The organism is Paraglaciecola polaris LMG 21857, from assembly GCF_000315055.1.
Taxonomy (GTDB): Bacteria; Pseudomonadota; Gammaproteobacteria; order Enterobacterales; family Alteromonadaceae; genus Paraglaciecola; species Paraglaciecola polaris.
Map to the genome: position 1 here is coordinate 162578 of NZ_BAER01000017.1, position 15400 is coordinate 177977.

Below are 15400 nucleotides of genomic sequence, written 5' to 3' on the forward strand. Positions count from 1 at the left end.
ATCATCGCTATTCAGAGGACGGAACGCCGCTATGAAAACGAAAATCATCGTCTGTAGACTGAATAATTTTTGCTTCTAGCTGACCAAAGTAGTTAACCCTTTCACTAATATCACCACCTGCAACGGTTTCCGCCAGCGCTAAATAGTCTTGATAATGCCTTGCTTCGCTACGCAGCAGTGAAACATAAAATTTGCTCAACTCACTGTCCAAGTGGGGCGCCAATTTAGCAAAGCGTTCACAGGAGCGCGCTTCGATGTATGCGCCACATATCAGCTTGTCGATAAGTGTAGCGGGTTCATGGGTCCTAACTTGGCGCATTAACTCTTTTGCGTAGCGCCCTGCCCTGACATTAGAGTATTCAATGCCTCGCGCGGTCATAATGTCTAACACTTGTTGAAAGTGATGTAATTCTTCCTTAATCAACAGCACCATCTTATCAACCAATTCAGCTCCAAACCTGACGTCACCTTTCGCTACTATCGCTTTACTTAACCCCCCATGTTTACCATTGAAACGGCCTTCAAAATCACGACGATAAACAAAATCTTCATACGGTTTAAGCCAAGCTAAAAGTTCAGCGGCGTTTTCTTTGTCCACGGCATATTTACGGATCAGCAACATGGCAGTTTGAGCAGCCTTGAGCTCACAATTACAGTGATCGATAAGCAGAACACTTTGCTGTTCAGGTTGCTTGGCTTTTTCGACCCAGCTGTCGGATGTAGGGGCGTGCAGAAAATGATGTATAGGCTTAAGTAAATCTGAGTACGGCATGGTGATATAAACGTTTATTCTATAAAGGTGTAATCATACCACGAGTCCCAGCACATGTGGGCTAGCGGCACTGCAGAAAATATCCATCATATCTGAGCAAGAGTACAAAACACGGTTTAACGATTCGGCGTAAAACCACAAGTAATATGGTGGGCTTTACGCATAATTACATTGAAGAGACGTCAAGCACCATAACGTTTTGCTAGCTTTTTAATTAAAGTTTAATTGGATTGCCTTAGTCCTATTTATCATTATGGCGAATTTCGAAAATGGGTAAAACATATAAAAGTGTTGACGAATTAACCAACCTACAACAGAATAAGTGTTAACCAGTTGTAAATTCATTGTTAATAACGCAAGAGCGAGTAGCTATATGATATTGAACCATCTGTGGGGTTTGTATGCCCACCCAAAAGAAGAATGGCACAGCATTGACGACCGACACGAAACCTATTTTTACAGCTTGAGCCACATCGCCCTTATCTCTCTAATTCCCGCCATTATGACCTACTACTCAACTGCATATTTAGGTTGGAGTATTGGTGTTGGCGATATCATTAAATTAACCAAGGAAAGTGCCGGGATAATGAGTATTGGCACTTATCTGGGTCTAGTCGTTGGCGTTCTAGCTCTGTCTGTGTTGATACACGAACTGGCCAAGGCGTTTGATGCCACACCTACCTATACGCAATCATTAGAATTAGCGGCATATACGGCGACGCCTTTATTTATGGTGGGATTTGCCGCATTTTATCCTGTGCTTTGGTTCGTGATGCTGATTGGTTTGATTGGTCTAACTTACTCTGTGTATTTGCTCTACACAGGCACACCTATCCTGATGCATATCCCAGAAGAAAAAGGCTTTATTTACGCTAGTTCTGTTGTCACCTGTGGCTTGGTTTTACTCACGATTCTAATGGCTGCTTCCGTGATTTTATGGAGCATGGGTATGGGACCGGTATTTACCGGCTAGTCGCTATGTTTGGTCTGCAAACCAAAGCAGACGCCACACCAACAGATACAAAAAAGCGCTGAATTTATCAGCGCTTTTTTTATTCGTTTTTCCCATCATGAAACACGTTGACAAGACAGGTCTAATGAGCGGCCATTCTTACTATAAAGTGTCTAATCTTGTTGCATGTTATGCATTTCAAGGTTGCTTAATTCGGTTTGAATGCCGGCGTTTTTCGCCCCTTCATTGCGAAGCGTATCGATACGCTCTAAATAACTTTGATCAACATCGCCAGTAATATAATTGCCATCAAATACCGACGTTTCAAATCGTCCAATGGCTGGGTTAAGCTCATTAACCGCCTCAACTAAATCACTGATATCTTGGAAAATAAGACCGTCTGCGCGGATCAAGTCACTGATTTCTTCAATCTCCCGGCCGTAGGCAATAAGCTCGTTCACTGACGGCATATCAATACCATACACGTTAGGGAAGCGTATCTCTGGTGCGGCAGAGGCAAAATACACCTTCTTGGCACCTGACTCACGCGCCATGTCAATGATTTGCTCTGATGTGGTCCCGCGCACAATAGAGTCATCAACCAACAAGACGTTCTTACCTGCAAACTCTGACGGGATGGCGTTTAACTTACGGCGAACGGACTTACGACGCATGGTTTGGCCCGGCATGATAAACGTGCGACCAATGTAGCGATTTTTCACAAAACCCTGACGATATGGCAAATTCAGTTCTAGGGATATTTGTAACGCCACATCGGTGGATGTTTCTGGGATAGGGATAACCACGTCTATGTCTAAATCAGCCCATTCGCGGGCTATTTTCTGCCCTAACTTACGTCCCATATTAACCCGGGACGCGTACACAGAAATGCCATCTATAAACGAGTCAGGACGAGCAAAATACACAAATTCAAAAATACACGGTGCGTTGAATGCACCATGGGCACACTGCTGAGTATGTAACTCACCGTTTTCAGTGACATAAATGGCTTCGCCTGGCGCAACGTCACGTATAAAAGTGAAACCCACCGCATCAAGTGCAACACTTTCTGAGGCGACCATGTACTCATCACCAAACTCAGTTTTGCGTTTACCCAATGCCAAAGGACGAATACCAAAAGGGTCTCTAAAGGCCAACATACCATTACCAATGATGGCTGCCACCACAGCATACGCGCCACGTATTTTCTTGTGGACAGTCGTCACCGCTTTAAACACCTCTTCAGGCGTAAGGGTTAACCCTTCACAATTATGTAACTCATGGGCAATGATATTAAGCAGTAGTTCGGAGTCAGAGGTGGTGTTGATATGACGCTTTGCGACTCGGAAAACATCGTCTTTTAACTCGTGGGCATTAGTCAGATTACCATTATGGGCAAAGGCTATACCAAAGGGTGAGTTAACATAAAATGGCTGTGCTTCCGCTGAACTTGAGCTTCCAGCAGTAGGGTAACGCACATGACCGATACCCAATTGCCCTGTGAGTCGTTTCATGTGGCGAGTATGGAATACATCGCGAACCAGACCATTGTCTTTACGAAGATGAAATATGCCTTCATCTATGGTGACGATCCCAGCGGCATCTTGCCCCCGATGTTGCAACACAGTTAGTGCGTCATACAAAGATTGATTAACTGGGCTTTTACCTACGATTCCGACAATACCACACATGAGAGTTACCTTTTTATACGGGTTTGATAAAGCTTGAGTTGCCTTGCAAATATTGAAAGAACCACTCTATAACTAAACTGAATTCTGGAATGAGCAATGATGTTTGCCACGCGCTAGCATCTGCTAGAGGGGTAAATGTATCGAGGAAAAATAGCAAAGCGCTAACAATAAGCACACCTCGAAGCACACCAAAAATGGCACCTAATGCGCGGTCGGTGCCTGACAAGCCGGTATAATGAACCAACTGGGAAATTAAGTAATTGAGTAATCCACCAAGGATTAAGGTCACGACAAATAAGATAGCGATTGCCACACCATTACGTATGGTTTGATCATCTATGCTGGTAAGAAACGTCGCTAAGTCAGCGTAAAATCGGCTGGCAATAAAAAATGCACAAAACCAAACAGCCAACGAAATGGCTTCTTTGACAAATCCACGTATTAAACTGATAACCGTAGAGAGCAGAATCACACCGATGATGGCGTAGTCTATCCAGTTCATATAAATTGATAAATCCGCTGGTGATGCATAACGTGGGTTACTTGCCTAAACCCAACTTCATGACTCTAAATTCGCGCGCATACTACCAAAAATCATGGCTGAAATCTTGCTAATTTTTGCTTTTATAGGGAATCACATCACTGAATGGTAAAAGGGGTCACCCGACCTTTTAAACGGGTCAGTTCAGTTAAGTTATTCAGCGATTTTTCTAAGCGGTCTTTTTGCAAGTCAGGTCCCACAAATACCTTGGTTAGTGTGCCGCTACTGGTTTGTACGGGTCGTGAAAAAGCACGATAGCCGCCTTTTTTCAACTTAGTCAGTAACTCTTGCACATTTTTTTTATGCCTAAATGTACCCAATTGCACGACCCAGCCAGCACCTTCTAGTAACGCCTGACTGTCTTCTACTTGCGTATCAGACTCAATCGTTGATGGCGCTTGAGCTACACTTTGCTCAGTGGTATCAGGGACAGCGGCGGACACCTCGGAGGCTTCATTGGTTGACGTATTCTGGTCTTGGTCGTCAATGGCTTTATCGTCAACAATTTCGATATCTCGGGTCGCGAGACCAACCACTTCTTCACTGGAAAAACCACCGGGTCTTTGCACCGTTTTAACGGCGGGCCTTTTTGGAAGCTCGACAAAAAGCTCTTTTTCGCTTTGCGTTTTACCGCTCAATAAATCCGGTAAAAAAATCACCGCAACAGCCACAATAATAACAGTACCTATTAATCGGTTTTTCAACGCAGATGTCACTTGCTTAATCCTTTATTTGTTAACTTCAGAATGTCCGAAACGGTAAAAAACGAACCGAAAACGACGATCAAATCTTGCTCTTGCGCTGATAATTTAGCCTGTTCAAACGCCTGAATAACAGAGTCAAACTCTAACACCTTTTGTGCATTACCTAATACCGATTTAATTTCTGAAGCGCTAGCCCCTCTAGGCACATCTAGCGAGCCCAACATCCAATGCCCATCCAGTACAGAAAAACCCTTTAAGCTGGCGCGAATATCTTTGTCTTTGAGCATACCGACCACCAGATAAAGCTTATTATAGCTAAGCATGCGGATCTGTTTTAGCAAGTACGCGGTTGCATGGGGATTATGCGCCACATCGACCATCACAGTCGGTGACTGAGCAATATACTGACATCGGCCTGGCAAACGTGTGTTTTCTATAATGTGAGTCAGTTGAGAATGATTTAAGTGCAATTCAAGCAGTTGAATAACCTGTAAGCCAGTGGATACGTTTTGCGCCGGAATATGCGGTGATGGCAACCCAGTATAACTTACCTGATCATTTTGCCAATCGAATTGGTTTTGCCCCAGATGATAATCAAAATCCTGATGCTGCCAATATGCATTGGCATTTAGCCGAGAAATAGCGTTAATTAATCCGTTGTACTTTATCGGCTCACCCAACACAACAGGGATCCCTGCTCGCATTATACCTGCCTTTTCCACCGCCACTTGCTCTTTGGTGTCTCCAAGCCAATCTTGATGATCCAAATCAATGCTAGTAATAACTGCAATATCTGGTGACACTACATTCACCGCATCTAAGCGGCCGCCTAACCCTACTTCGAGTAACGCCACGTCTACATTTGCATCGTGAACCAGTTTAAGACCGGCTAACGTACCAAATTCAAAATAGGTAAGGGGTATTTCACCTCGTGCTCGCTCAACGGCTTGAAAAGCCAAACAATGCGCTTGCTCTTCTGCGTCTTGTCCTTGAATACGAACCCGTTCAGTGTAGTGAATAAGGTGCGGCGAGCTATATACCCCTACCCGTCTACCTGCCGTTAGGCACGCTTGTTCAAGAAAAGCGCATGTGGTGCCTTTGCCATTGGTACCGGCAACGGTTACGACCGTTTGGTCTGAAAATGAAATATCAAGTCGTTTGAATACCTCGGCAACGCGCTCTAGGCCCATTGAGATATTTTTTGGATGTAAAGTACTGAGATGGTTAAGCCATTCATTTAAAGACCAGGCCTCAATATTTGAGGCCTGTTTAGAAGATAATATTGTCATTAACGTACTGGAGTATTAAGTGTGTTGATGGTGCAATTTCGATAACATTGCATGTAGACGATCGCGCATTTCACGGCGGTCGATGATAGCGTCAATCGCCCCCTTCTCTAATAAAAACTCACTGCGCTGAAAGCCTTCAGGTAAGGTTTCACGTACGGTTTGTTCAATAACTCTAGGTCCAGCAAAGCCAATCAAAGCTTTAGGCTCAGCAACATTCACATCACCTAACATAGCTAAACTCGCTGAAACACCGCCCATGGTAGGATCGGTCAGCACAGAGATATAAGGTAAGCCTTTTTCACTCATTTTCGCTAATGCGGCACTGGTTTTAGCCATTTGCATCAAAGACAACAAGGCCTCTTGCATACGTGCCCCACCGCTGGTTGAAAAGCAAATCAACGGCATATTGTGCTCTAAACAGGCATCGACTGCTTTAACAAAGCGTGCACCCACAACGGATGCCATAGAGCCACCCATAAAGGCAAATTCAAAAGCTGCAACCGCAACGGGCATACCCTTTAGTTTCCCTTTCATGACCACCATCGCATCTTTTTCATTGGTGGACTTTTGTGCAGCGACAAGGCGATCTTTGTATTTTTTTGAGTCTTTAAATTTGAGTAAATCTTTTGGCTCAAGCTCTGCACCTAATTCAACACGCTCACCTTGATCTAAAAATTGGTTCAACCGAACTCGCGCAGAGACGCGCATGTGATGATTACACTTAGGACAAACGCCCAACTGTTTTTCTAGCTCAGTTTTATATAGAACCGCATCACACTGGGCGCACTTAGTCCAAATACCTTCAGGCACATTACTTTTAGTGGGTGATTTAGTACGCGGTAATATCTTTTCAATCCAACTCATTACATTAAACCTTCTTGGGCAATCATATCGTTGTTTTTATTAAGGATATGCAACGACAGACGCAACGATTAATTTTCTAGGCACATTTAAACCGTATTAAAACACAGTTATCGAAAGTTACGAAAATAAAACTGGTCTTAGAAGTCATCGGTTAAAAACAATGGGCCCATTTTCAAACTCGGTAACGCAAACGTTTCTGGGTAAGTGACATGGACTAAATACAGGCCGTTGGGCAATGCAGTAATGCCTGCTTGTGTACGGTCTTTCACCTCAAGTAATTCATCAACCCACTCAATAGGCTTTTCCTTGTGGCCTATGGCGACTAGAGTGCCGGTAATGTTACGTACCATATGATGCAAAAATGCATTGGCTTTTACGTCTATAACTATATAGTCACCCATACGTTTAACTCGTATATGGGACATAGTTCGAGTGGCCGTTTTTGCTTGGCAGTTGACGGCTCTGAATGAACTAAAATCATGTTTACCCACCAGTTTTTGGGCTGCTTGATGCATCAATTCGTGATCAAGGTCGCCGTAAATATGAGTAACGCCGTTGGCTAAAATAGCGCTGCGCAATGTACTGTTATAAATAATATAACGATAACGTCTGGCGGTAGCAGAGAAACGTGCGTGAAAGTCATCAGGCACAGATTTTACCCAACGCACCGAGACTGTGTCTGGAAGGTAGGTATTGACACCTAATGTCCAAGCACGATCAGGGCGTTGACTGCTCGTTTCAAAATGTATAACTTGACCTGTCGCATGTACACCTGCATCTGTGCGCCCAGCACAAATAACACGTATAGGTTCGTTAGCAATACGCGTTAAGGCTTCCTCTAAGTGTTGTTGCACACTTATGACTTCGTTCTGCCTTTGCCAGCCATGAAAACGGGCACCATCGTATTCAACCCCTAACGCTATTCGCATTTAGCTATCAACCCCTTTAATAAATTGCTGCGTATTGTAAGGCAGGAAATAAAAATGTGTAGCACTAATCCGACTTCACTTTAATCGAGCGCCTAATAGGAGATGGTCAAACTGGGCGCTAGAAGCAAAAAACGCGAATAGTCTCATTCGCGTTTTTATTTTTTAAGCATTTACGTTAGACACTACTCGTGCTTAAAGTCCGTTGAATGCAAGTCATGCTTTTTCATCAATTTATGCAGATCAGTTCGGTTACGCCCAGCAATTTCAGCCGCCCGGGTAACATTACCATCGGTCATTTTAAGCAATTTTAATAAGTAACTCTGCTCAAATGCATCCCGAGCCTCGGTTAGTGTGGGCCACTTTTGCTCTGACGTAGATAACGCTTGCTCAACCAAGTGAACAGCAATAACAGAGGTTTGTGTTAACGCTACACATTGCTCAACAACGTTGACTAACTGGCGTACATTACCAGGCCATAATTCGGTCGTTAACAGTTGCATCGCATCATCAGAGAAACGACTAACACGTACTTCATGGCGTTCAGCGCTTTTTTTCAATAAGTAGCGTGCCAATAAAGGAATATCTTCAGAGCGCTCACGCAAAGTCGGCAAGGTCAAATTCACCACATTTAAGCGGTAGTAAAGATCTTCACGGAAGTTACCTTCGCTCATCTCAGTGGTCAGATTTTTGTGCGTCGCCGAAATAATACGTACATCCACAGGGATCTGTTTACTGCTGCCCACAGGACGTATCACCTGCTCTTGTAGCGCACGTAACAGCTTAACTTGTAACGGTGTAGGCATATCGCCTATTTCGTCTAAAAACAGCGTTCCACCATCGGCTTCACGAAATAAACCTTGATGCTCATTCACCGCTCCGGTAAACGCACCTTTGGCATGGCCAAACAACTCAGATTCCAATAAGTTTTCTGGCAACGCGCCACAGTTAATGGCTACAAAGGGTTTGCTGGCCCGTTTACTGGCTTTGTGGATCGCATTAGCCAATAACTCTTTACCTGTGCCACTTGCCCCACTGACCAATACGCTGACATCACGCTGCGCCACACGATGGGCTTGGTCGAGCAGTTGTTCCATTTGCATGGAGCGCGTGATAATTTGCTCCCGCCAATCGCCGGTCTGTGACCCCTGACTTTGACTGACCGCTTTAGCTAATAGATCTCGTAGCTCAGTATGATCAATTGGCTTAGTTAAAAATCCAAATACGCCTCTTTGCGTCGCTTCTACTGCATCTTGGATCGTGCCATGGGCCGTCATTAAAATAACCGGAAGGTCTTTGCCGAGGGACATAATCTCTTCGAATAAGCTTAATCCGTCTAAACCTGGCATTCTTAGGTCGCTCAATACCACATCAAAATTTTGGGTATTCATCAAACGCAGGGCGTCTTTACCACCTTCTGCACTTTGCACACTGTAGCCTTCACCTTCTAAGCGTATGGCCATCAAACGTAGTAAACTCTCGTCATCATCGACGAGCAATATCTGTGGCTTTAACGACGCTTCAACTTTACTCACTTAGGATCTCCTTTAGCGTTATCCATAATCGATGCTTCAATCTTTAAAAGCTGCTCAATTTGGCTGCGCTGTTGTTCGATTTGTTCTTGTTGTTGATCAACTAACTCTTGTTGCTCTTCAATTCGTATTGACTGGCCACCATTAATTTTACTTAACGTCACCACTGCCGATTCTGACTCAAGTAATTCTTGGCTAGGGTGATAGACCATGACACTGAGGATTTCTTGCATACCACCATCAAGATCTTTAATCAGGTTTAACGCCCATGACTGTGAACGTAACTTATCTTGATAGGGAGTATCTTTGCCTTGGCAAAGTAAAATTTTACGTAGCTGGTCCTGAGGACTAGTGGATAACAGCGCTATTTCGGCTTTACGTTGTGCCCAGGTCATTTCATCTATGTCTAACCAGTAACTCAACCAATAATTAACATCACAATTATGTTCAACCGAGGCGTCTGGAGATTGATATAAGCAGAAAGTCCTTTCATTGCTGATGTCGCTCTGAACATACTGGGTATCGTTCTCAGGTAGTAATTTACAACCAGATAAACTTAGAACGAATAAGCTTATCCCTGCTTTTATTATATTGGCACTCATTATTTTTTCTCGCTTAAGGGGATCGAAACGCGGAAGCACACATCCGCGTAATCCACGTCGACAATTTCAACTTTACCACGCATCATACGCGCACAATCGGCAACGATCGACAACCCTAACCCTGAACCAATAATACGATCATTTCGTTTGCCGTCACCGCGATTGAAAGGTTCAAATAAAATAGCTCTTTGTTCCGGCGAAATTTTTTGTCCACGGTTCGCCACATCTAATATTTGCACATGTTCCTGTTGATACAATTTAATGTTAATAGGGCGTCCTTTGCTGCCGTGTGCAATCGCATTAGACAGTAAATTATCGAGTATACGGCGGAACAAATTAGCATCTGCATACACTTGTGATAATTCAATTTTAGTCGCTAACTCATGTTTATTCTGTTGCAGTGCTAAGCGATTATCAGTGATAAACTCATCCATGAAAGTCGGTGTTTTAAACCATTGAAAATCAGGTTTGGCTTGTTGTAATAATAAATTGTAATCGAGCAATTGCATGATCAAGGTATTCAGCCTGTCCGTACTGCTATTGAGCAATGACATGACTTCCATTTGCCGATCGTTTAATTCTCCCACCACCTGCTCGGTTAATAATGAGCAGCCTTCCTTGATACTTGCCAGCGGAGTCTTTAGTTCGTGGGAGGCGTGGCGCAATAAAGCATGCCGCAAATGCTCTAGCTGAGTCAGACGGTCAGCCAGACGGTGTAACTTGCGTTCAACCAAAATAAGTTCTTTTGGTCCTGAATTAGAAATCTCCGGTAACTCGTCTTCTTGTTGAGAAATAGCTTGGATCACATGTTCCAATTTACGCACCGGTCTTAAAATCAGCTGACTGCCAAAGATAATCAATAACAAGCTAATGCTCACCAGTAGCGCCGTCAACCACGCTTGGGTTTGCTGCACCGAGCTAACATACGCTTGACGCTTTTTGATCCTATCATCCAGCAGTGAATCAACACTCTGTCCTAATTCAGTCAATGCTCGGCGAAACTCTGCCAGCTGCGCGTCGAGCAGCAATTGATCGCTCAATCGGTCATAACTACGAAACCATCTCAGGCGCTCAGTCAACACATTGCATTCTTCAGAACCGTCGAGTTGCAGACATAAGCTATCAAGTGACTCGCTAAAACGCTGAATGTATTTATCGGACAGTTCTTTCAGTTCGGCCTTGTCTAAAACGTGGTACTGACGGATAAGGCGCTCAATGTCCACTGAAAAACTCTCAAGACTATTGACTTGCCGCACCATAGCAACAGAAAACTCGGCTTCGTTAGTGGCGATTTCGCCCATTCTGCCTAGGGTTATTTGGCTGTGCCACAACAGTACCACAAGCGGTACCAACACAAGAGCAAAGCTGACTAACGTAAGCTGGCGTAACGATCCGAGCTGCATTGGCAATCCTATCAATCTAATCCTTCCTAATTCGCCAGCATAATAACAAAAGGTTGTGCCACTAGGCAGAAAATATCACTGGCTGCCTCCAGATGAGTGCTGAATGTCGACTCAGTTCAAGCCGTGACCGTGAGAGCGCCGTAAATGCACCGAGGTTAATTCATGACGGCTAATAATACCGTCACCGTTAATGTCTATGCGGCTAAATGATTCAAGAATGAAAGGGTCAGCAACGGCCTCTTTTATGGATATTTGACCATCGGCATTTTTTGTCCAGACGTTGCAGAATGTCGTCTTGAGATTGATGGGGAATGGCATAAGCGGGAATGCTCAGCAAGCTAAAGGATAAGGTAATAAGTAAGGGGTAAACAGCTTTCATGGGGTTAACATCCAATGCAATGTGGCAAAAAAGGGGTTCATTGTAAAAATGATGAGTGGCATCCATGCCTTGCAGTAAGCGCGGCCCGTAAGCTCAGCTAAAAAAGATAAGAGTCATTAGTTGCAAACGCCATCGCAGCCAATAACAGTATTAGTCTTGACCATTATCATTTTCACCGTACTCGCTATCCGTGGATTATTCCCGAGGAACCAGTCGAGATAAGCACGATTACGACCTTCGTATAACAAGTTTCAAGCCAACAATAAAAAACCATTAAGTATCATATGGATATGAAAATTCGGTGGGGTATTTTTGCTACAAACACTGGGGTTGTGTCGCGAATATAATACATCTAGCACAATGTGATTAACATTCATCCTCAATCGCTTTAGAAAGGAGCTATCCTTATCAATTTACGCCGCGGCTTCATGTCTTATATTTGCAACACCATGCAAGTAGCGGTTAAAGCTGTCCTGCTGCGTCGAGTTTACTTTTAATAAATTGGCTGTGGGGAATGTATAACAGGTCGGCAATTTTCCTGATCAAGTACTCTTCTTCGGGGTCCAGAACGCTATCAGCATAGGCTATTTTCCATAAACCATCGATGATGCCGCGCTTCTGCTCGCCAGAGCTCACATCATTGATCACTCGAGTGAATTGCGCAAAGTCTGTGGCTTCAGCCGCTTTGTCTTTGGTTAGATTAAGTAGCTCGCTTAACTGGCTCTCACCTAAGGAAAAGTGACAACGCAATACTTGTTCGTATGCTTCTTGCTCTTGATCAGTAAACTCGCCGTCGGCACGCATCAATTCATACAATATTACAGCGGTCGCCACTTCTTGGCTGTTCCCCTGCCCTGATTGTATTTCTTGACGCGTTATCTCTTCAAACCAATTAACCAATTTAGTGATCATTACCCTTCCTAGTCGAGTTTCTCAATAGCTCTATATCTAACGATCATTTAAGGGAAATCAAGGTTATACCTAGCAAGTATCGATAAAACCCTGTGTTTATGCGTTAAACATCACTAAATGTTTAAGATCTAAACGAATACCAATTCGTTCACCGAGTTCATGGTCGTGATGGCTCGGAGCAAGGCAGAGTACTCTGAACGCGGGATCATCATTTAACGCAAGCTCGTATAATATGTGTGCGCCTTTAAATGCGCGAGATAAAACCATCGCCACATTCGTGCTGCTATCGTCGTGCACAATATCATCAGGCCGTACCAGCACATCTAGAATTTTTGCCCCAGCAAATTGGGTCACTTGCGGTGCGGTTAATTGAAACAAACCCAGCTCAGTTTGCAGCATACTATTGTCAATCAGTGTTCCGGGCAGCAAGGTGCCTTGACCGATAAAACCAGCCACAAACTTATCGGCTGGTCGGTGATACAATTGATAGGCGCTGGCCCATTGTAGTAACTGCCCGCCCTTTAGCACACCTATAGCATCTGCCATGGCAAATGCTTCATGCTGGTCGTGTGTCACCAATAATGCACTGGTGCCCTCATGTTTAAGAATACGCCGAATGTCCTGAGCCAACTCTTCCCGTAATTCTGCATCAAGACTTGAAAAGGGCTCATCAAGTAATAACAAGTCAGGCCTAGGCGCTAATGCTCTAGCGAGTGCAACGCGCTGCTGTTGTCCACCTGATAATGAATGCGCAAATCGCTCACTGATATCCGGTAATCCCACGAGCGCTAATAATTCAATTACCCGCTGAGATTTTTGTAATGCACTATGGCCGTGTAATCCAAAGGCGATATTTTGCCCCACATTTAAATGCGGAAATAAGGCAAAGTCCTGAAATACCACCCCTACCTTACGTCTTTCAGGTTCGGCATGGATATCCGCTCCTGCGACTAAAGTCCCTCTCAGGTGTATGTCACCTTCACTAACTGGTTCGAAACCCGCAATGGCCCGTAAAATAGAGGTTTTACCACAGCCAGATGGCCCTAATAGGCAACCAATTTCGCCACTTTCAATCGAAAAAGAAACCTTGTTGACCACAGGTTTATTATCATAAGCTACGCAAATATTGCTTAAACTGAGCATATATATTCGACTCTTTGCATAAGATTAATTCGCTTCATTTTTGCTTAGTTCCAATGCTCGCGTTAACAACACGACGGGTAATAAGCCTACCAACACGATCGCGACAGCGGGCACGGCAGCATCTTGAAGGCGCTCCTCAGAAGCGAGTTCAAAAGTGCGCACCGCCAAGGTATTAAAATTAAATGGCCTGAGAATTAAGGTAGCGGGCAACTCTTTAAGCACATCTACAAACACCAGTAATAAAGCACTTAGCACACTGGCGCGCAATAGTGGAATATGCACTTTTTGCAGCACAGCAAAGGGAGATAACCCCATAGCGCGCGCCGCATCGTCCATACTGGGTTTAATACGCTGTAATCCCGCTTCTACGTTATGTAAAGCCACAGCTAAAAAGCGTACCGAATAAGCCAATAACAAAGCCACTAGGGTGCCTGAAAAGACTAAACCTACACTGGTATCGAATAAGGCTTCGGTTAACTGGTTAAGGGCATCGTCTGCAGCACTAAGCATCAACATTGCTCCGATGGCTATGACAGTGCCGGGGATCGCGTAGCCCAAGCTAGCAAGTTGAACCTGACTATTTAGCAACCAATGGCTGCGCAAACGCTTTGCGTAAGCAAAGAGTATCGCCAAGCCCACAGCAATGAAGGCGGCACTGGCGGCCAAATAAAAACTGTTCCAAATGAGATTAACAAACTGCTCATCTACTTGACTAGTGGCACGCTCAATAGCCCAAAAAGTCAACTGCACACTAGGGATAATAAAGCCTAAGGCAACCGGTAACAGGCAGAATAATACGGTCCAAAGCTGTTGTACTGGGGACAATGTTAGCCGTTTAGCACTGTGCTGATTTTGTCCTTGATGAAAGTAACGTAACCTGCGACGGGAATGCTTTTCTATCAACAATAAAACCAATACAAAGCTGGTAAGGACAGCGGCCAATTGTGCCGCGCCAATTGCATTTCCGAGGCCATTCCAAGTACGAAATATACCCGTGGTGAAAGTGCTGATCCCAAAATACTGCACCGTTCCATAATCGGCAAATGCTTCCATCATAGCAAGCGCAGTGCCCGTTAAAATAGCAGGTCGAGCCAGGGGAAACGCTACTTTGCGAAAATATGCAAAACCACTCACTCCCATGCTACGACTTGCTTCATAAAAGCTGGCGGACTGTTCACTAAAAGCCGTTCGCGCCAGCATATACACATAGGGATATAACACCAAAGAAAGCATCACAATGGCACCGCCAAGCGAACGTACATCAGGAAACCAATAATCATGATACGTCCAGTTGAACGTGTCTCGCAGTTGAGTTTGCAGCGGCCCTGCCACATCTAACATGCCAGTATAGGTGTAAGCTAGGATATAAGCAGGCATCGCCATGGGAAGTAAAATAAGCCATTGCAGTGTACGCCTGCCAGAAAACTCATAACGGGCAACTAACCACGCTAAGCCGGTACCTAAAATTAAGGTAAGCGCACCTACGCTGAATGCAATCAATAAGGAGTGATAAACGTAATCGCTTAACACGGTTTCAAAAAGGTGATGCCACAATTCATATTGCGGCACTAACACACTGGTGAAGATCAATAAAACCGGCACTGCCAAGAGTAAACTAAAGACAGTAACGGCCCATAACCACGGCTCACGCCAATTACGTTTTTTCAAAGCAGTAGAAGCAAATTAAAGT

The 15400-nt window shown here is 44.3% G+C and carries 15 protein-coding genes; 1 reads left to right on the forward strand and 14 read right to left on the reverse strand.

Annotated features, from left to right (window positions below; genetic code table 11):
- Window positions 1-7: 7 nt before the first annotated feature.
- Entirely contained in the window at window positions 8-772 is a 765-nt protein-coding gene (gene miaE, locus GPLA_RS02640; RefSeq protein WP_007103265.1) for a tRNA isopentenyl-2-thiomethyl-A-37 hydroxylase MiaE, read from the reverse strand.
- A gap of 373 nt (window positions 773-1145) precedes the next feature.
- Here miaE and GPLA_RS02645 point away from each other — a divergent pair, with 373 nt between their 5' ends.
- Entirely contained in the window at window positions 1146-1745 is a 600-nt protein-coding gene (locus tag GPLA_RS02645) for a Yip1 family protein (protein ID WP_007103266.1), read from the forward strand.
- A 152-nt stretch (window positions 1746-1897) separates the two neighbouring features.
- On the opposite strand, the gene purF is transcribed toward GPLA_RS02645, so the two are convergent.
- From purF to GPLA_RS02705, 13 genes are all read right to left on the reverse strand, one after another.
- Window positions 1898-3415, reverse strand: coding sequence for an amidophosphoribosyltransferase (purF, locus tag GPLA_RS02650; RefSeq protein ID WP_007103267.1), 1518 nt, complete (start codon window positions 3413-3415; stop codon window positions 1898-1900).
- Window positions 3416-3428: 13 nt separating this feature from the next.
- Window positions 3429-3917 carry a CvpA family protein gene (locus tag GPLA_RS02655; RefSeq protein WP_007103268.1) on the reverse strand — a complete coding sequence of 163 codons (489 nt, stop codon included), beginning with the start codon at window positions 3915-3917 and terminating at the stop codon, window positions 3429-3431.
- A 137-nt stretch (window positions 3918-4054) separates the two neighbouring features.
- The gene (locus tag GPLA_RS02660) at window positions 4055-4672 is read right to left on the reverse strand and encodes an SPOR domain-containing protein (RefSeq protein WP_007103269.1); all 618 of its coding nucleotides are present in this window, start codon (window positions 4670-4672) and stop codon (window positions 4055-4057) included.
- Window positions 4669-5949: a bifunctional tetrahydrofolate synthase/dihydrofolate synthase gene (gene folC / locus GPLA_RS02665; protein ID WP_007103270.1), complete on the reverse strand. Its 1281-nt coding sequence runs from the start codon at window positions 5947-5949 to the stop codon at window positions 4669-4671. Before folC ends, GPLA_RS02660 begins: the two co-directional genes overlap by 4 nt.
- A 15-nt stretch (window positions 5950-5964) precedes the next feature.
- Window positions 5965-6813, reverse strand: a complete 849-nt coding sequence (accD, locus tag GPLA_RS02670) for an acetyl-CoA carboxylase, carboxyltransferase subunit beta (RefSeq protein ID WP_007103271.1) — start codon at window positions 6811-6813, stop codon at window positions 5965-5967.
- A gap of 137 nt (window positions 6814-6950) precedes the next feature.
- Entirely contained in the window at window positions 6951-7742 is a 792-nt protein-coding gene (gene truA, locus GPLA_RS02675; RefSeq protein WP_007103272.1) for a tRNA pseudouridine(38-40) synthase TruA, read from the reverse strand.
- 182 nt (window positions 7743-7924) lie between these two features.
- Window positions 7925-9274 (reverse strand): sigma 54-interacting transcriptional regulator, encoded by a 1350-nt coding sequence (locus GPLA_RS02680; protein WP_007103273.1) that lies wholly within the window; start codon window positions 9272-9274, stop codon window positions 7925-7927.
- Window positions 9271-9873: a hypothetical protein gene (locus GPLA_RS02685; RefSeq protein WP_007103274.1), complete on the reverse strand. Its 603-nt coding sequence runs from the start codon at window positions 9871-9873 to the stop codon at window positions 9271-9273. Before GPLA_RS02685 ends, GPLA_RS02680 begins: the two co-directional genes overlap by 4 nt.
- Complete coding sequence (locus GPLA_RS02690; protein ID WP_007103275.1) at window positions 9873-11276, reverse strand: sensor histidine kinase; 1404 nt, start codon at window positions 11274-11276, stop codon at window positions 9873-9875. The genes GPLA_RS02685 and GPLA_RS02690 overlap by 1 nt, the downstream gene beginning before the upstream one ends.
- 111 nt (window positions 11277-11387) lie before the next feature.
- On the reverse strand, window positions 11388-11594 hold the full coding sequence (locus GPLA_RS23840; RefSeq protein ID WP_007103276.1) for an EF-hand domain-containing protein: 207 nt from the start codon (window positions 11592-11594) through the stop codon (window positions 11388-11390).
- A gap of 523 nt (window positions 11595-12117) precedes the next feature.
- Window positions 12118-12567 (reverse strand): tellurite resistance TerB family protein, encoded by a 450-nt coding sequence (locus tag GPLA_RS02695; RefSeq protein ID WP_007103277.1) that lies wholly within the window; start codon window positions 12565-12567, stop codon window positions 12118-12120.
- A 96-nt stretch (window positions 12568-12663) separates the two neighbouring features.
- Window positions 12664-13710 (reverse strand): ABC transporter ATP-binding protein, encoded by a 1047-nt coding sequence (locus GPLA_RS02700; RefSeq protein ID WP_007103278.1) that lies wholly within the window; start codon window positions 13708-13710, stop codon window positions 12664-12666.
- 24 nt (window positions 13711-13734) lie between these two features.
- Window positions 13735-15378, reverse strand: coding sequence for an ABC transporter permease (locus GPLA_RS02705; protein ID WP_007103279.1), 1644 nt, complete (start codon window positions 15376-15378; stop codon window positions 13735-13737).
- Between the last annotated feature and the right edge of the window lie 22 nt (window positions 15379-15400).